Here is an 18734-nt window from a genome sequence, read left to right as displayed (position 1 = left end):
GTGATATGGGTTAAATTATGTTAATACAGAACACTTTTTAAGTGCATGGAGGTAGGTTTTACGAATCTCTAAAAAGCTTTTATCCAAAAGAGCAGGTTTTGCAACCAGTACATATGAGCCTCTTGACAAGAGATCGATATTTTCAATAAAATGTGCTCTTAGCAAACGCTTTGCCCTGTTTCGATGCACTGCATTTCCTATTTTTTTACTGGCAACAAAGCCTACTTTATAGTTATCCGTATTTTTATAGAAGAGTACAAAGTAAGGTGTATGCCATGTTTTTGAAGAGTGGTGATACACTCCATTAAACTCTTTACCGGTTTTGATTCTGGTAAAATGCCTAATTTTGCTAATAGTCTTATCTCACTTATACTGCTAGTCTTTTTCTACCTTTAGCACGTCTTGCAGAAATTACTTTTCTACCGTTTTTAGTTTTCATTCTTGTTCTAAAACCATGTGTTCTTTTTCTTGGTGTGTTATGTGGTTGGTATGTTCTTTTCATTCTGAATTATCCTTCATCTGTTTTACTTAAACGTATTGTCTAAAGTATTATTTGGACGCGATTTTACCTAAAGCTCGCTTAAAGCATACTAAGAAGTACTCTTATTTTAATGCAGGCTATGAAAAATGATCTCACCTTCCCGCTCTTCATTCACCGCTTTCATATATGTTTCGATCAGCTTGAATACTACCTCTTTTATTTCATACTTTGGTGAACATACTTCAATTTCCACAGAATAGATATTTGTAGCATTTTGCGTTTCCAAAGTACGATAAAATCTCTCTGCAAATCTATATCCGCCGTCAATTTTTGTCTCCTGACAGATAAGTGCATAGAGATTATTTTTTTTGTCTATTTCAAAAAGAAGATCGGTATCACGTTTCTCTGCTTCTAAAAGAATCTCAAGTTCTATCTCTTCTGCAGATAATAACATCAAAACAAGTGGTCTCTCATTTTCCCGTTTCATAAGATAATAAAGTAACTCCAGCGGCTTTTCCAATTTATTTAAAACCAATAATGCCAACTTTATATTCGATTCATCAAAACGCAAATTCTTTTTACGTCTTCGTCTCTCCGGTTGAGCCATATTTCTTCCTTATAAAAATACTTTTTTTAATAATTTATTTTGTTTATTATAACAAAAAATTTTGTTATAATCCCATATGAATATAGTAACTGACACTACCTTACCTTCTCCTTGCTGGCTGCTGGAAGAATCACTTCTTATTAAAAATCTTGAATTGATCAAAACGATCAAAGAGCAAAGCGGTGCAAAAGTACTCTTGGCTCTTAAAGGCTATGCCTTATGGAAAAGTTTTGATACTATCAAACCCTATTTGAACGGATGCTGTACAAGCGGTCTTAATGAAGCTAAACTTGCCCATGAAACATTTGGCAAAGAAGTACATACCTACTCTCCTGCTTTTAAAGAAGAGGAGATCGAAGAGATAGCCAAACTTTCCCACCACCTGGTCTTCAATACACCTGCACAATTCAAATATTTTTCCAAAAAAGCAAAAGAAATTAACCCCGGACTCTCTCTTGGATTAAGAGTCAATCCTGAATACTCCGAAGCCCCTAAAGAAATTTACAACCCCTGTGGTATCAACTCACGTTTGGGCACAACACTGGAAAATTTTGATGACACACTCATAGAAGAACTTGACGGACTTCACTTTCATGCGCTCTGCGAACAGGATAGCAATGCTTTGGAAGATGTACTGAATAATTTTGAAGACAAATTTGGTAAATACATTCCAAATATGAAATGGATCAACTTTGGTGGAGGACATCACATTACCAGAAAAGGGTATGATGTAGAAAAACTCATACAGCTCATACAAAACTTTAAAACAAAATACAATGTGGAAGTTTACCTTGAACCCGGAGAAGCTATAGGCTGGCAGACGGGTACACTTGTAACAACGGTACTTGATATTGTCTATAACGGTATAAATATTGCCATTTTGGACACTTCTGCTGAAGCCCATATGCCTGATACGATCATCATGCCCTACCGTGCAGAAGTAAGAGATGCAGGAAAAGCCGGAGAAAAGGCATATACTTACAGATTGGCAGGTAATACTTGTCTGGCAGGAGACATCATGGGGGACTATAGTTTTGACAAACCGCTTCAACCAGAAGACAGGGTCATCTTTGAAGATCAGATGCACTACACTATGGTTAAAGCCACCACCTTCAACGGTATTAAGCTGCCAAGTATCGCTATACGACGGCTAGATGGCCATATTGAAGTGATACGTGAATTTGGGTATAAAGATTTCAAAGAGAGACTCTCTTAGAAATCATTTTTATAAATAATGTCATATGATTGGGATTTCTGACTTGCACTGATCGTACTCTCCGTATGTTTTCCATGCTGATAAATAAGTTTTGCTTCAGGTATCGTACCATTAATATAAATAATAGTTATTTTATTGGTCAGTTTCTTACCTACCTCTACACTACCGTCTGCACCAAGAACAAGATGGTCAAGCTTTATTCCCATATCTGAAAGTGCTGATTTTGCCATAGCACCACCCATCATCTTCATCATTTCATCTCCACTGTGTGTATCTCCTCCCTCTTCTGAATCAAAAAGGATCACGGAAAGTATTTTTTCTTTGGTCAGAGAAGGAGTTGAAGAAAAATTAATATTTGGGGCTTCAGGAGTACCCGAAATAGCAATAGTAATAAGATGTTTAATAGATTTGTATTTTACTTTGATATCCAACTGAGGTTTATTGGGGTCACCCGTAAAATAGACAAAACTTTTTTCAAGCACAAATTTTTTATTTTGAAAGATATAACTACCGCCTTTTAACAATTCAACTGATCCTACTACCAATAACGGTCCATGCTGCACTTTATTGATACTCAAACCTGCTTTTGCTTTAATATGAATAGGACCCTGTTTATAGACTAATGGTTCTTTTGTCTCTATTTGAATATTGGTACTTAGATTATCCATAAAGGGGCTTGCTTTCTTTTTCTTCATCTCTTGAATAATGACAATATCACTGTCAGACGCAAAACTTTTTTGACTAAGGTCATATTTTATATTTCCACCCAAAAGTGTTATTTTTCCATTGATCGTTGTATTATTTCCGTCCAATAGTGCTTTAATGTCTATCTTGGTATCTATATCTGCATATTCATGGTGCATAGGCAGTTTTTTACTTTGCGTTGTTATACTTCCCTGCTTCGTCTTTAGATTATAGTCACCTGCAATATGAAGTGCATCATTCAACCATAAGGGATTGATCCTTATCCTATCACCGTCTATTTGTATTTGTGATGCTTTATTTGAGAAAAATTTTTCTTTATTGTAAGTCAGTGTATAGGAGTTTAGTATAATGTTGGACTGGTCTAGCGTACCGCTTAATTTAATATTCTTGATCACATATTTTGCTTTACGACCTGGTTTATAGACAATTTCAGGGGAAGAGAGTAAGAATTTAATACGTTTAAGATCTGTAATCACTGCACTTATAGCTGCAGAGCCTTCAATTGGTGGGAATGCTTCAAATGTATAAAGGCTGCTTATACTTTTATTCAAAGATTTCATCGAACTGATCTTAGTATCGATTTTTAGACTTTTCTTAACGATACCACTGATGTTCGTTACAAGTCCAGCCAATTTTACTTTACCGTCTATTCTCCCATTGTTTAAAAAATATTGAATATCTGCATTCAACTGTTTTGAACTTAACTGAAGCGATACACTTTTCTCAGCCATTTCAATTCTTGTATCCAATGGTGCCAATGCATCCCATTTTACTTCTTTGTTAAAAGATCTTAATAGTGAATCTTTCGGTATGACCGTTTTTGCTTTCAGTATCATTGTTTTATCATATAACAGATCTGCATCCATATTAGCTATATTTGAACTGATCTTTATTTGCGCTTTTAGCGGAGTGATATTTTCAAAATCTACAGGAGCATCCACCACAGCATTGACTTTTGTATCTTTAAGTTTTGGGGGAAGATCAAGCATTTCATTGAGCATTAAAGGAGTGGTCGTTTCCAAATGTAATTGTCCCTTTTTGAGATCAGAAGAATCAAAATGACCTTTAAGTTGATCTGAGGAGAGAATGGTTTTCAAACTTTTTGTATTACCACTATACCTGATAAGCAGATGTTGTAGTGGTTTAGTAAGCTTTATATCTATACCACTAAGTTTTTTTACTTTGACTTCTCCTTTATAACTGATTGTATCATCCATTAAAAAATCATTGGATAATACAATATTTTTTGCATAGGGAGTAGTCACAGTTGCTTGAGAATCTGCTTTCAGTCTATGTTTTAGCAAATCATATACCACATGAGAATTAAGATTGTCTATATCGACATTAAATTCACCTTTTTTGTTTTTAAGTATATGCTTTGCTTTGGCTTTTACATCAGCAACAATACGTTCTTTGGATGCATTGAGATCAACTACTATATCTCCTATAGCCTCTTTACGCACCGGTAATTCATAGAGTTCAAAAAGATGTTTATTGGGAACAAGGTGTACCTTACCCGATAAATGGTTATTCTGTACTTTTCCTCCAAATGATACATTACTTAAGTTTGTCGTACCGTTAAGATCAAGCACCGCATTGTTTAATAAAAGTTTTTCTACATCAAAATGTATCTCTTTTGCATTCACTATCAATTTTTTCAATTTAACCGGTTCATATTCAGCAGGTAAAAAATCAGCATGAAGTTGTTTTATAACTACAGTTTTAGGAATAAGGGCATTAGACTCATCTTGCGTTGTTGTCGTATTACTTTCATTGGAGTCACTTACAATTAAATGCTGCAGTGCCAGGATATCTATATTTTTTAATCCAAGGTATTTGAAAATTACTTTATCCTCTGTTAATGTCATTTGAAGTCTAATATCCGTAACGTTACTATCTGTGCGTAATGCAAAATTTCCTATATTTAAACTGTTTTTTTCATTTGCAACTATTTTTTCTGTATCTACTCTCAAATCATTTAATGTCACATTAAACTGTTTTATTTGCATAGACTTATAGACTCTTGGTTGTAATGAACCTTCAAAATGTTTTAAAGTAATGATCCTGGGAATAAGTGGATTGAGCGATGTATCACTCACATCATTTCCATTATTTATTTCTTTAGTTCTTTTTGCATGAGTAAATTTTGCAATGATACTTTCCAGCATTTGAGAATTCAATGATTTTATAGAGAGTGCATGGATATTAAGTTTATTCTCTTTCATACTTCCTTTAAAGGAGAATTTTGTTAAATTTGAATCAATATCCAAAAGCATCTCTTTCACTGCTACTTTTCCATTTTTAAAATAGGTCATATCATTTGCGGTTAACATAGTCTTATAGAAGGTAATCCCTTCTTCTTTAAAAGGGTTCAAAGAGATAGAGATATTATCTACACCTACATCGAAACTAAAAGGTTCAGAACTGTTATTATCAGATCCGTCCACAGTAAAAGAAGCAACAAGTGATTTGATCACATCAATATCTGCATTTTCTATTTTGATCTTATCAATAGAGATCTTTTTTTGAAGCAGACTGATCGGATCCCACTTGTAGATAATATTATTCGCAATAATTTTATTATCATATTTGAGCTTATCTATTTTAATACCGGTAAATACATTACCTGATATATGTTCGTAACTTAGATTGTAGTCAGGAGCAAATCTTTTGGCTATTTTATCTATAACGATAGATGAGTTCACTGCTGATACTACCGCTACAATAAAAAGAATCAAAAGTATCATAAAAGCATAAAATATTTTTTTCAAAATGACTGTCCTATTTGAAACGAGATACCATACTGTGAAGTATCATGTATATTCCACCCTACATCTAGTTTAAATGGTCCTATAGGTGTCATATATCTCACTCCTAAACCGGCTGTATTGATGTATTCTCCGCTAAAATCATAACTTTTATCAGTAAGCATGGTGTTGTCGGTAAAAATAGCACCATAAAGGTTACCCCAAATAGGATAATCTGCTTCAAAAGAGAAATTTAACATACTTGATCCTCCTTGTATACTATCAGCTGTAGGAGAGAGGATCACCCCTATTTCATTATATCCATAAGCACGGTTAAAGTAGGATCCCCCGGCAAAAAGCAGTTTTGATTCAGGTACTTCATTTTTGGTTTGATCTACTACACCGAACTTTGCAACACCCGCAAGTGTCAAATCCCCGAAAGTATGTATCAGCCTGCCTTCCAAAAGTGTTTTAACATAGGCACTGGCCTTTGCATTATAGGGAATACCATACTCCATATAGGCTGAAAGATAATATCCGTATCTTGGATTTAACTTTGAATCTCTTGCATCATAGACGGCATTTATATAAGGATAAAAGAGGGTAAAGGTTCCCTCTTTCACTGCCTGTTTCAATACTTGATTGTTTTCCAGATTGTCCAAAAGAGATATCTCGATATTTTCCAATCCCAAACCAGCTCTTAAATTCAATCTTCCTTCATTATGTTCCAGATACAATTTTCCAAATGTTTTTTTCTCTTTAAATCCTGTATATTCAAGGTTTGAATACCCTATCTGTGCTCCAAAATCAATACCGTAATCAAATAATGTAAATAACAATGGTTTAAAAAAATCCAAAGTAAGCAACTGCTCTTTTTGTGACCATGAAGCCTTGAGCGTAATCTTTTTTGCATTACCTAAAAAATTTCTTTTTGTAATCAGACCATGTACTCTGGCACCTACAAATGTGTCATATCCGGCACCTACTTCATAATGATAAGGCTTGCTTAATTCTTTGACTGTAATATCTATGGGTACATTATTATAAAATTTACGATCTGTACTGATCATTACACTGTCAAATGCATCCAATCCATAGACTTTATTATAACTTTCTTTAATCTTTTTAGGATCAAATTTTTCACCCTTTTTTGCTACAACCCTTGATATAATGATCTTCTTTTCAATACTTTCAAGACCTTTTATATTTGTCTCTCCAAATCTACATATATCACCTTTGGTAAGCAAATATCTTAATGCTACTGTATGTTTTTCAAGATCAACATAGGCTTTTGTATCCAGATCATAACTGCAATATCCTTTCTGCAATAATGAATTAATGATATTACTTTTAACTTTTATAAAATCTTTGGCTCTGAATATTTGACCTTTTTTCAACGTAATCAGAGGCACAAGATCATAATCACTACTCACATTGATATCAGATATTCTTACCGGTTTATTCTCTTTAATATTTACTGTAACCGTTGTATTGCTTTCTCTGATTCCAAAATGTGCATCATAAAAACCTTCTGAATCATAAAAATTTTCCAAAGACATTTTTAAAGTGGGAAGTAGTTTATCCTCGATCTTTGGCATATCTTTTTTCCAAAATTGAAAAAAGCTTTTTGTTTTTACTCCCAAAGCATCCTGCAGTACAGACTCATCAAAATAGTGTTGCCCTTCAAAATGGATCTCATGTGTAGGAAGTATAACCTCTTCAGCCATACTAACAAGAGAAGCAGAAAAAAACAGTAGAAAAAAAACAATAATTTTATAATACATCTTCATCATACTCCTAAAAGAGTTATTCTATCAAAAATGCTATAACATCATACTGTTTACAATTTTTTGATATGATAACATATCTATTTTTCAGGGGACGATATTGAAAACTGCCACTATAACAGTATTGATTATACTCACATCAATTTTTATTGTTTTATTCGATAATTTTTCATTTTTTCAACATGTACTGGAAGTTTATCCTTTCAATTTGGCAAATAGTGCTTTCATACTCTCTTTAGGTGTATTACTTTATGCTTTGATTGTTATTCTTCTTACCCTTGTTTCTTCACGATATATACTTAAACCTATTATTATTATTTCTCTTATATTGGCTGCATTTATTGCCTACTTTATGCAGAGCTATAATATAGTTATAGACAAAACAATGATAGCAAATATTTTACAGACTGATATTAATGAAAGTGGAGACCTCATTAGTTTTAAACTCCTAATTTATGTTGTATTTCTTGGTCTTCTTCCCTCTTATATTGTCTATAAAACACCTTTGATATATAGATCATTTAAGACAGAATTATTTAGCAGAATAAAACTTTTCATTATACATCTTCTGCTTATTCTTGTAATACTGTTTAGTTTTTCCAAATTTTATGCTTCCTTTTTTAGAGAACATAGAATTTTACGTCTCTATACCAATCCTGTTACTGCGGTTTACAACCTTGTATCTTATAGCTATGGTCAATTTAAAGATAAAAATATTCCAATGAAAAAGATCGGTCTTGATGCCAGAGAAATTAAAAAAGACAATAAAAGGAAAATAGTCATTATGGTTGTAGGTGAAGCTGCCCGTAGTGACCATTTTTCACTTAACGGCTACAAAAAAAAGACTAATCCTCTTCTTGAAAAAGAACAAATTATTAATTTCCCTCAAATGTACTCCTGTGGAACTGCTACAGCCATTTCTGTACCTTGTATGTTTTCCATGTATAACAGAGTGGATTATGATTCCTCCAAAGGTCATCACACTTATAGTGTACTTGATGTGCTCTCCCATGCAGGTATACAAATACTATGGAGAGACAACAATTCTGACTCTAAAGGTGTTGCATTGCGTGTATCTCACGAGAACTACAAATCCCCTAAATTGAATACAGTATGTGATACTGAATGCAGAGATATAGGGATGCTCAAAGGGCTAAAAAAAGTCATTTCTAAAAGCAATAAAGATATTTTAATTGTACTTCATCAAATGGGAAATCATGGTCCGGAGTATTTTAAACGTTACCCTAAAAGATTTGAAAAATTCACACCGGTATGCAAAACCAATCAACTTGAAGAATGTACAAAAGAAGAGATAAACAATGCGTACGACAATGCCCTTCTCTACACAGACTATTTCCTTGCACATGTCATTGATTTTCTTAAAACATATGATAAAACAGCCCAAACTGCCATGATATATATGGCTGACCATGGAGAATCTTTAGGAGAAAATGGTATTTATCTTCATGGTCTCCCCTATTTCATAGCACCAGAAGCTCAAAAACATATAGGATCCATTATATGGTTTGGAGAAAATTTCCCGACAGACAGAGAAAAAATCAAAAAGTTGTCTAAACAAAAATATAGTCAGGATAATCTTTTTTCAACATTGCTTGGCGTGTTTAACGTACAAACAAAAGTATATAAGAAAAAGATGGATATTTTAGCCCAATAGATCTCTTACACTTTTAAGAGGATTCTTACCCTCTTCTATCATTGCATAGACTTCTTGGGCAATAGGTAGATAAATATCTTTATCCTGTGCTATTTTATGCAATGCCTTTGCCGTAGGTACACCTTCTGCTACTTCACCTAATGCTTCAAGAATGGTATGCATGGACTTTCCTTTAGCCAATCCCAAACCTACTCTGTAGTTTCTTGAGAGTGTAGAACTTGCCGTTAGAAAAAGATCTCCGGCACCGCCCAATGAAAGAAATGTTTCATTCTTTGCACCAAATGCTTCACCAAAACGTGTCATCTCTACCAAACCTCTTGAAATAAGTGCTGCCCGAGCATTGTTCCCCAACCCCAGACCATCACAGACACCTCCGGCAATGGCTATGACATTTTTGTATGCACCTGCTACTTCAGCCCCAACTACATCATCACTCACATACCCTTTAATAAAATCAGGTAAAGCATCTGCATACGTTTGTGCCAGTTCCAAATTATCAGAACTGATCATCAATGCTGTAGGAAGAGACTGTTGTACCTCTGCAGCAAAGGAAGGTCCTGAGATAAAAGCAAGCCTGTCAGCAGAAACAAACTCACCATATACTTCATTAAGAAATGCTCCTGTACTTGTCTCGATTCCTTTAGCCGCCACAAGAATATTCTGTCCCTTGTCAACAAAATGTTCTTCCATCCAACTACGTACAAATTGGGCAGGAATAGCCATAATAAGATATTTATACTGTAATGCCTCTTCCATCGGTACAAAGTTTGGAATATCTTTCGTACTGCGGGAAGAGATCACCACTTCATTCTTCTGTGAATAAGCATGATACAATGCTTTACCCCACTTTCCTGCTCCAATTATTGCTAACTTCATAGACTGCTCTTCCTTTTTTTTATCTCTTCATAAAACATATCGAGTTTCTCTTTTGAACCAATACATACAATCGTATCTCCACTGTCAAGTTTATGCTCTATCCCGGCGGTTACAAACACAAAAGTATGTCCCATCTCCTCATCGATCATACCGACAAGCAATACACCGTAGTTTGAAAAATTAACATCATCTGCCATTTTTCCATCAAGAAAAGAGCCTTCAGGAATAAGCATTTCTTTAAAGGTAATGCCGTCACGGTTACTTACAAATCCTTCAAGGAGTCTTGTTGCAACCGGTCTGTCTAAAATATTATAGATCTTATTGGCACTTACTTCATACATATCTATGACTTTATCGGCTCCTGCCATCTTTAGCTTTTTGGTTACGTTTAGAGAATCTGAGATAGAAAGTATATAAGAGTCTTTAAAAAGCGATCGCAAAGAGAGTGTCAAAAATACATTCAAGTGCTCATCATCCATTACACAGACCAACTGCTCAAAAGAGGGGAGAACCACATTTTTCAATTCACTGTCTTTTGTCACATCGATCAAAAATACATTTTCAAAATCATCCGCTTTTGCATCCTTATAAAAATTTTTATCTGACTCAATGATTGTAATATCAAACCCGTCAGTCATAAGACCCTGCGCAATAAATTTTCCATGGTTGCCATAACCAAAGATCGCTATCTTATTTTTTGACACTGATATCTCCTTCATGCATAGACTTAAAGTACTCCAAACTGATCTTCCTTCCCATCACAAGCAAAATATCATACGGCTGTATCTGTTCATCCGATGGTGGGTTAAAAATAAATTCTCCCTCTCTTTGTATACCTATAAAAAGAAGTTTACTACTCTTGAAATCAAGCTCTTTTATCTGCTTTTCTACCATACCATGTGAATGGTGTACATGGATCTCATCAATATTTGCTATACTTTTGCCTGTCAGAATAGCATGAATAGCTTTATACATTGTTGGTTGAGTGATCGCAGTATAAATCATCGTATTTGCCACTATATTAGGCATCAATATCTCATCTGCTCCTGCATGTTTAAATTTATCTATTGTCTCTGGGTCATTCACTCTTGCAATCACTTTTATTTTTCGGGAAATACTCTTGGCATTAAGTGTAATATAGATATTTTCAACATCACTGGAAGTAAGGCAAAGAATAGTAATATCGGCATATTGGCTGTCAAATTTACTAAGTGTTTCAAAACTGCTTGCATTTTCGTGTATAGCAACATAGCCATCTTTTTTTGCTTTTTCTACACGTTCCTTGTCATTATCCATGATGACATAATGCTCAATATGCTTTCGATTTTGTCTGAAAAACATTTTGCTTAGTTGTCCATATCCACAGATAATGAGGAATGATCTGTTTTTATTGATCTGCTCAATAATACGATATTCTTTAAGTTCATTAAGTCTCTCTGAAAATGCAGAAACAATCACTGATGTTACAAATGATATCATAGCGATACCACTGACAATGATCAAAATAGATATCCCTCTACCCACATCCGTTACCGGTGAGATATCCCCATATCCCACTGTGGATATAGTTACAATCGCCCAGTAGATTCCGTCAAAAAGCGTATGGATCTTTGGATTTTTATCTGCTTCCAAAATATAGATAGCAATCCCTGATGTAAATACAATGAACAAAAGTAGAAAAAGAAGTGTAAGGAGTTCAAATTTTTTATTGACAAGCACATCAACAAACTGATTAATGCTTTTGGTATATCTTAGCAATTTAAAGACTCTAAACAAAATGAACACACGCAAAACCCTTAAAGGTCGGTATGCAGGAAGAATTGCCAACAGATCAACAATAGCTGACGGCGTTAACATATATTTCATTTTTGCATAGAGTCCTGTTTTTATCACCCTCCAAAGATTGAAATCTTTTAACAGGAACTTAGAGTCATTGTACTCTTTAATGATCATTTCAGAAAGATCATTATGCACCCACAAGCGCAATATATACTCTATTGCAAAAATAATGGAAACAAAATAGATATCATAATTATCCAACCATATCGGCACAGGATTTTTAACCTCATAGATCAAGATCAGTACAGAAGATATAACAAGAAAGATAATTGTAAGATCAAAATAGCGTTTATAAATATTATTTGCATCAAAAAGCAGATCTCTGGCAAACTGTTTGTATGTTTTATATTTTTTTGAATGATGAAGGAAGAGTGCCAACGACAACAGTTTATCTTTCATCTGATCTTCCTCTCTTTTTTAAGCTACAAGAGTCTCTGTTTAAGTAACTCGTTTACTTTTCCAGGGTTTGCAGACCCTTTCGATGCTTTCATTGTCTGTCCTACAAAAAAACCAAAAAGCTTGTCTTTACCTGATTTGTATTGTTCTACTTTATCTTGGTTGTTAGCAAGTATTTCATCAATAATCGCTAAAATAGCACCATCATCACTAACTTGGGCAAGTCCAAGTTCATCAATAAGTGCTTCTATATCACGTCTCTCATTTTCCATCATGTAATCAAGTATCTCTTTCCCACCTTTTCCTGAAATAGTATCATCAGAAATTTTAGCAACAAGTGTACCCAATGTTTTTGCATCAATAGGTGAATTTTCTATACTAAAACCTGCTTTGTTCAAACGTCCAAGCAACTCGGAAGTAAGCCAAACCACTGCTATCTTTGCTACAGCACCCTGCTCCAGCATCTCTTCAAAGTAGCATGCCATCTCTTTGTCAGAGGTAATTACAAGCGCATCATACATCTTGATCCCTAGCTCTTCGGTATAACGTTTTACTTTTGCATCAGGAAGCTCCGGCATGATTTTAGCTTCATCTATCATCTCTTGTGTCACTACCAGTGGACGCAGATCCGGGTCTGGGAAGTAACGGTAGTCCGCTGCTTCCTCTTTTCCTCTCATTGAACGTGTCTCGGCACTCTCTGCATCCCAAAGACGTGTCTCTTGACATATCTCTTGCTCATAGACACCATCTTCATACGCCTCAGTCTGGCGTTGCACTTCATAGGCTATAGCAGCTGCTACAAAACGGAAAGAGTTAATGTTTTTTATCTCTACCCTTGTCCCAAATGCTTCCTGCCCTTTGGGACGAATAGAGACATTCACATCACATCTGAATGATCCCTCTTGCATGTTCGCATCAGAGATGTCCAGGTAACGTACGGTTGAGTGTAGTTTTTTGAGGTATGCTACAGCTTCATCTGAGCTTCTCATGTCTGGTTCTGATACAATCTCGAGCAGTGGTGTTCCTGCACGGTTCAAGTCTACTTTTGAGTGGTCACCCTCATGCATGTTTTTACCCGCATCTGCTTCAAGATGTGCTTGAGTCATTCCAATACGCTTAGTGCTTCCATCCGGAAGGTCTATCATTACCTCACCTTTTTGGACAATCGCTTTGGTAAACTGTGTAATTTGATACGCAGAGGGACTATCCGGATAGAAATATGACTTTCTATCGAAGTTGGAAGTATGATTTACATTTGCATTAATGGCATACCCAAGTCTCATCGCTTTAACCGCTGCTTCTTTATTCACCACCGGCAAAGCACCGGGAAGTGCCAAACAGGTAGGACAGGTATTTTGATTTTGGTGCTCTGCAAAAGAGGTAGGACAAGCGCAGAAAAGTTTGGTTTTAGTATTGAGTTGTACGTGGACTTCAAGACCGATAACGGTTTCAAACATGCTAGTATTCCTTGTAAAATAATTAAGTAGATTATAGCGTTTTGGTACTATAAAGGAGTTTAGGCAAAATAACGAATGGAAGCAAACCCCGCTGCTCCTGCTTCTTGACAAGATACTATTTGTTTTTTCGTCAAAATACCTCCCAATGCAAGCACAGGTATATTCACTTGAAGAATTGCTTTGTGCAAGCCCTTCAGTCCAACGGCTTTTCCTTTATTGGGTGTATGGAACACAGGGCTGTAGGTCGCCATATCTGCACCTGATATTTCTGCTTCTTTAAGCTCCTTTAGTGAATGTGTACTTACTACAACAAAAAGACCTCTAGCTTTTGCTTCTGAGATCATATGCAACTGTGTAGATGCCAGATGTACACCATCCGATCCTATGGATTTGGCTAATTCATAATCACCGTGAATCATTATTTTATCAAAAGGATATGTCTTGGCTGCCTCTACAAAATCAACAGCATCCACTGCATAGTTTGAATTGGATTTATCCCGATAAACGATCATGGATGCTTGCTTTGAAAATTTTTCCAACTCAGTATTCAAACAGGTAAAATCTAAAGTGGAAGAATCTGTAATAGCATAAGAGAGCATTTAAGAATTTTGTTCTTTTTGTGTTACCAGCTGTTGAAGCAATTTAGTCTGTTTTTTAAGTTCTTCCTGCTGTTCTTTATTTGTAATGATATGTTCAAGTAATACTATGCCTATCAAACCCGGCAGCATACCGATGAAAGCAGAAACAAGTGCAAAAAAGAAACCAATATGGTAAAAAGAGAGAAAAGAAGAGACAGCGCCGATGAGCACAGCTGCCCATGCAACGCCTAAAAGAAAACTGATAACGAAACCGAGTGATCTATCATCCAGTCTCATTAGTTATCTATACGGCACCCATTGTATCGGCTACAGGATTCGGTGCTTTTTCATGCTCTTCATCAATCGCAACTGCACCTGCAAGGTATACATAAATAAGGATCATAAATACGAATGTTTGTAATAATGCAGAGAATGTAAGCAACAAATATGCCGGAAGCGGCGCAATAAATGGTACAAGCATAAGAAGTACCCATAAGAAAAGATCATCCCCTTTGATGTTACCAAACAAACGGAAGCTGAGAGAGATGATCCTTGAGATATGAGATACGATTTCGATAGGGAACATGAGTGGAGCAAGTAGTTTAACCGGACCGGCAAAATGTGCAAAATAATGTACGACACCGTTTTTCTTGATACCTTCATAGTTGTAGTAAAAAAATACCATCAATGCCAAAGGCAGTGTAACATTAATATTTGAAGTCGGTGACTCAAACCCAGGGATGATACCGATGACATTTGCTACAAAGATAAATAGACCGACAGCGGCAACAAGCGGAAGATACTTTCTAGCGAGTTCTTCACCGATCACATCTTTTCCCATAGCGATCACACCACCAAGGTAAGACTCCATAACATTTTGCGTACCGCTTGGCACTGCTCTAAGACTTTTCGTTGCCATTTTTGCGACAAGCAGTACAATGACTGCCACTAAAAGCAAATGGGCGACAAGTACCACTGAATGGTTGTGCTCTCCGAAAATACCACCAAGGTAAGTAAATACACCTTCCATAAAACATCCTCATATTTAATATTTGCCTGTATTTTACTAAAAATGTGCTAAATCGTCGGTTAAAACAGTTTTTTAATATCTACTTTTTCCTGCCCCAGACGATAAAGTGCGAAATCATACTTGATTGGATCATTGCTGTCCCATTTTTTAAACTGTTCAGTCAGCTCGATAACAGCTTTCATATCATAACTTTTGCGTTTTAAAAGTCCCAGTTTTTGTGACATTTTAAATGTATGTGTATCAAGAGGTATAAGAAGATGTCTGCTGTGTATCTTGGACCATAATCCCATATCCAGTTCATCTTTACGTACCATCCAACGTAAAAACATCATATACCGTTTATATGTCCCTGCACTGTTTATTTTTTTTGGTATGGAGCCTGTAAGAAAATTATACCCCTGTGTTTTATGCGGATGAACCTTTTTCAAAGTATCTATAAATATCCATAAACCATCTAAAATATTTTCTTCTTTTCGGTAACCTTTATAAAAAATATTTTCTATACTATCAATTTCTTTTAAACGTTTAAGTGCAATAAAAAATGCTATCACATCTTCACTTTTTTGGAAACGATAATAATAAGATGAAAGTTCTTTTTGTATATTTTTTTCACTGCTATCAAGTAATGAGAAATCCAAACTATCCAGAAATCTAACGATCACCCCTGCATTTCCATAGGCAAACAATGCACACATCAGAGCAATTGTTTCATCTTTGTATTTAGAAGCTATAAAAAGAGGATCAGGCTTGTCATAAGAGAGTTCAAGGCTACTGTTTCTGGCTTGAACTTCCTTATCTAAAAGGGTTTTTATATCTAGAAGAGACATCGCCTAAAAGGTAAAATGTTCACCAAGATAATGTTTACGAACATTCTTATCGTTTGCGATCTCTTCACTGGTTCCGCTTGCCATCATCTCACCTGAACGCATCACATACGCCCTGTCACAAATACCCAATGTCTCACGAACATTGTGGTCTGTGATCAAGATACCCATATCCAGTTCAACAAGTTGTTTAATGATATTCTGGATATCAATCACAGCAATAGGATCAACCCCGGCAAAAGGCTCATCAAGAAGCAGGAATTTCGGTTCACCTACCAAGGCTCTGGCTATCTCTACTCTTCTTCTCTCTCCCCCGCTTAGACGTATCCCTATACGTGCTCGTATTGGTTCAATATTGAAGATTTCCAGTAGTTTTTCTATACGCGGCTGTACTGTCTCTTGTGGTAAATTCAGTGCTTCAGCAGCGATCAGAAGATTCTCCTCTACAGTGAGGTCTTTAAAAATACTTGACTCTTGGGGAAGATACCCTATACCCATCTGTGCACGTCTGCTCAGCGGTAATTTGCTCACATCTTCACCATCTAAAAAAACCTCTCCGCTTGTTGTATCTGTCAAGCCACATACCATATAGAACGAGGTAGTCTTTCCTGCCCCGTTTGGTCCAAGAAGCCCTACGATCTCTTTGCTTTTTACTTCCAGGGAAACATTATGTACGATATTGGTCTTTTTAATGGTCTTAGAGAGATGCTTGGCTTCAAGTGTGTGCATTAGATTTTTATCCTGTAGTTTCTAACATTATTATGTGGTTCGATTTCTATAATAGCAACATTATAGCCAACCCCTTCTAAAAAGGCTTTAAGTGTATCACTTCCCCATTCAATCATATGCCATCCCTCTTTTTCAAACTCTTCAAAGAGGCCCATCTGCATGAACTCATCATACTCTAAACGGTAAAGGTCATAGTGGTAAAGATTATATCCATCTTTACATTTATAACATTGCTGCAGTGAAAAAGTAGGAGAAGTCACTTCCCCCTCTATTCCTTTTGCTTTAGCGATAGCTTGGGTCAAAGTTGTTTTTCCTGCAGCCAGATCTCCACGGAGAAATACAATGGCATTTTGGGGTAAAACCTCATCAAGGTATGTAACAACTTTATCTAATTCGTGTAATGAAGCTGTGATTTCCATATATCTCCGTAGGTCGGGGTGCCCTCACCCCGACATTTATTTGCATAAAATAATATTTTAATTGTTTGAATATGTGTCGGGGTGAGGGCACCCCGACCTACATTTACACCAATTTTTGACTTACATCAGCTATTTTATTTAAATGTTCTCTGGCTTTCCCACTCTCAAGCCCCTCTTTTGCCATTTCTACAGCTTCTTCTATATCACGGACATTGCCGTCCACAAAAAGTGCAAAAGCAGCATTCAGTATCACAATATCTCTCTTAGCTCCACGCTCTTCACCTGAAAAGATATCTCTTGTTATATGTGCATTAAATAGTGCATCACCACCTAAGATAGCCTCTTTGGGTGCCCGTTTAAAACCAATCGCTTCAGGGTTAATCTCAGCTTCTGAAATACGTCCTGCTTCCACATAGGCAAAGGAGGTATTTGTAGCTAAAGAGATCTCATCCATACCGTCATGGGAGCTTACCACATATGCTCTTTTAGTATCAAGCTCAAGCAGTGCTTCAGCCATACGTTTAATGTATGCCGGATCAAATACACCCAAAAGATATTTTCTTGCACCTGCAGGGTTGGTCAATGGTCCCAAAATATTGAAGATCGTCCTGTGATCTATGGATTTTCGAATAGGCATAATATGCTTCATGGCAGGATGATGGTTCATAGCAAAAATAAAAGTAAACCCTGTCTCTTCAAGCATCTTGATCTGATTTTCTACTGAAAGATTCAGATTGATCCCCAAAGCTTCAAGCACATCGGCAGAACCGGAGTTTGAGGTAATGCTTCTGTTTCCATGTTTGGCAACCACACATCCAAGAGAGGCCAATAGAAGTGAAACCGTTGTAGAGATGTTGAATGAACCACTTTTATCCCCTCCTGTTCCCACAACATCGATCGCTTTTTCTCTCAAGTCATTTGAAAGAGGCAGTTTCACCGAGTGCTCCCGCATCACAGATGCTGCAGCAGCAATATCTGATCCGGTCTCTCCTTTTTCATAAAGGTCTATAAGAAATTGACGTGCTTCCTCTGTAGGCATTTCGTTGTTAAACAGTTTTTCAAATTGGGTCTTTATATCCATTTAAAGCTCCTTTACGAACTCTTCTTTTTGAGATTTTGGAATCGTCTTGGTCTTAGGAATTTGCAATACATCATAGGACTTCGCACCTTTAAGATATTCTATCGTAACTTTATCTCCAACTTTCAGATCTTTGGATGCTTTTGCTTTCATATCATTCACAAATACAACACCGGACTTTAACATATCTGTAGCAATCGTACGACGTTTTACCACATTGACAGCTGAGAGCCATTTATCTACACGCATTAGATTCCTTTTATTGGTGTTGTAGGGGTACAACACCCTAC

General features: G+C 36.0%; 19 protein-coding genes. 2 read left to right on the top strand and 17 right to left on the bottom strand.

Going from position 1 to position 18734, the window contains the following annotated elements; genetic code table 11:
• Positions 1–15: 15 nt before the first annotated feature.
• The 3 genes from rnpA to MVE01_RS07810 form a co-directional block, all read right to left on the bottom strand.
• Complete coding sequence (gene rnpA, locus MVE01_RS07820; protein WP_472561632.1) at positions 16–327, bottom strand: ribonuclease P protein component; 312 nt, start codon at positions 325–327, stop codon at positions 16–18.
• Positions 328–367: 40 nt separating this feature from the next.
• On the bottom strand, positions 368–502 hold the full coding sequence (rpmH, locus tag MVE01_RS07815; protein WP_067328544.1) for a 50S ribosomal protein L34: 135 nt from the start codon (positions 500–502) through the stop codon (positions 368–370).
• A gap of 106 nt (positions 503–608) precedes the next feature.
• A complete protein-coding gene (locus tag MVE01_RS07810) occupies positions 609–1088 on the bottom strand; it encodes a hypothetical protein (RefSeq protein WP_472561623.1) in 480 nt (159 codons plus the stop codon).
• 76 nt (positions 1089–1164) lie between these two features.
• Here MVE01_RS07810 and nspC point away from each other — a divergent pair, with 76 nt between their 5' ends.
• On the top strand, positions 1165–2304 hold the full coding sequence (nspC, locus tag MVE01_RS07805; RefSeq protein ID WP_472561622.1) for a carboxynorspermidine decarboxylase: 1140 nt from the start codon (positions 1165–1167) through the stop codon (positions 2302–2304).
• Here the strand turns inward: nspC and MVE01_RS07800 are convergent.
• Together MVE01_RS07800 and MVE01_RS07795 are read right to left on the bottom strand one after the other, a co-directional pair.
• Positions 2301–5780 (bottom strand): translocation/assembly module TamB domain-containing protein, encoded by a 3480-nt coding sequence (locus MVE01_RS07800; RefSeq protein ID WP_472561621.1) that lies wholly within the window; start codon positions 5778–5780, stop codon positions 2301–2303. The two genes, nspC and MVE01_RS07800, sit on opposite strands and share 4 nt — an antisense overlap.
• On the bottom strand, positions 5777–7546 hold the full coding sequence (locus tag MVE01_RS07795) for a BamA/TamA family outer membrane protein (protein WP_472561620.1): 1770 nt from the start codon (positions 7544–7546) through the stop codon (positions 5777–5779). The genes MVE01_RS07800 and MVE01_RS07795 overlap by 4 nt, the downstream gene beginning before the upstream one ends.
• Positions 7547–7643: 97 nt before the next feature.
• On the opposite strand from MVE01_RS07795, the gene MVE01_RS07790 reads away from it, so the two are divergent.
• Entirely contained in the window at positions 7644–9218 is a 1575-nt protein-coding gene (locus tag MVE01_RS07790) for a phosphoethanolamine transferase (protein WP_472561619.1), read from the top strand.
• Here MVE01_RS07790 and MVE01_RS07785 read toward each other — a convergent pair.
• From MVE01_RS07785 to MVE01_RS07730, 12 genes are all read right to left on the bottom strand, one after another.
• Entirely contained in the window at positions 9207–10094 is an 888-nt protein-coding gene (locus tag MVE01_RS07785; RefSeq protein ID WP_472561618.1) for an NAD(P)H-dependent glycerol-3-phosphate dehydrogenase, read from the bottom strand. The genes MVE01_RS07790 and MVE01_RS07785 overlap by 12 nt on opposite strands.
• Positions 10091–10798 carry a potassium channel family protein gene (locus tag MVE01_RS07780; protein WP_472561617.1) on the bottom strand — a complete coding sequence of 236 codons (708 nt, stop codon included), beginning with the start codon at positions 10796–10798 and terminating at the stop codon, positions 10091–10093. The genes MVE01_RS07785 and MVE01_RS07780 overlap by 4 nt, the downstream gene beginning before the upstream one ends.
• Positions 10785–12332 carry an NAD-binding protein gene (locus MVE01_RS07775; RefSeq protein ID WP_472561616.1) on the bottom strand — a complete coding sequence of 516 codons (1548 nt, stop codon included), beginning with the start codon at positions 12330–12332 and terminating at the stop codon, positions 10785–10787. The genes MVE01_RS07780 and MVE01_RS07775 overlap by 14 nt, the downstream gene beginning before the upstream one ends.
• A 23-nt stretch (positions 12333–12355) precedes the next feature.
• Positions 12356–13786, bottom strand: a complete 1431-nt coding sequence (gatB, locus tag MVE01_RS07770) for an Asp-tRNA(Asn)/Glu-tRNA(Gln) amidotransferase subunit GatB (protein ID WP_472561615.1) — start codon at positions 13784–13786, stop codon at positions 12356–12358.
• Between the two features lie 59 nt (positions 13787–13845).
• The gene (locus MVE01_RS07765; RefSeq protein ID WP_472561614.1) at positions 13846–14385 is read right to left on the bottom strand and encodes a thiamine phosphate synthase; all 540 of its coding nucleotides are present in this window, start codon (positions 14383–14385) and stop codon (positions 13846–13848) included.
• Entirely contained in the window at positions 14386–14661 is a 276-nt protein-coding gene (locus tag MVE01_RS07760) for a hypothetical protein (RefSeq protein ID WP_472561613.1), read from the bottom strand.
• Between the two features lie 7 nt (positions 14662–14668).
• Positions 14669–15394: a F0F1 ATP synthase subunit A gene (locus MVE01_RS07755; protein WP_472561612.1), complete on the bottom strand. Its 726-nt coding sequence runs from the start codon at positions 15392–15394 to the stop codon at positions 14669–14671.
• Positions 15395–15453: 59 nt separating this feature from the next.
• Positions 15454–16221, bottom strand: coding sequence for a TIGR02757 family protein (locus MVE01_RS07750; RefSeq protein ID WP_472561611.1), 768 nt, complete (start codon positions 16219–16221; stop codon positions 15454–15456).
• Between the two features lie 3 nt (positions 16222–16224).
• Positions 16225–16947 carry an LPS export ABC transporter ATP-binding protein gene (lptB, locus tag MVE01_RS07745; protein ID WP_472561610.1) on the bottom strand — a complete coding sequence of 241 codons (723 nt, stop codon included), beginning with the start codon at positions 16945–16947 and terminating at the stop codon, positions 16225–16227.
• Positions 16947–17366: a tRNA (adenosine(37)-N6)-threonylcarbamoyltransferase complex ATPase subunit type 1 TsaE gene (tsaE, locus tag MVE01_RS07740; RefSeq protein WP_472561609.1), complete on the bottom strand. Its 420-nt coding sequence runs from the start codon at positions 17364–17366 to the stop codon at positions 16947–16949. Before tsaE ends, lptB begins: the two co-directional genes overlap by 1 nt.
• Positions 17367–17469: 103 nt before the next feature.
• Positions 17470–18447: an anthranilate phosphoribosyltransferase gene (trpD, locus tag MVE01_RS07735; RefSeq protein WP_472561608.1), complete on the bottom strand. Its 978-nt coding sequence runs from the start codon at positions 18445–18447 to the stop codon at positions 17470–17472.
• The gene (locus tag MVE01_RS07730) at positions 18448–18693 is read right to left on the bottom strand and encodes a S4 domain-containing protein (protein ID WP_472561607.1); all 246 of its coding nucleotides are present in this window, start codon (positions 18691–18693) and stop codon (positions 18448–18450) included.
• Between the last annotated feature and the right edge of the window lie 41 nt (positions 18694–18734).

Source organism: Sulfurovum sp. (assembly GCA_026990595.1).
Lineage (GTDB): Bacteria > Campylobacterota > Campylobacteria > Campylobacterales > Sulfurovaceae > Sulfurovum.
This window is presented reverse-complemented; position numbering and strand designations above follow the sequence as displayed.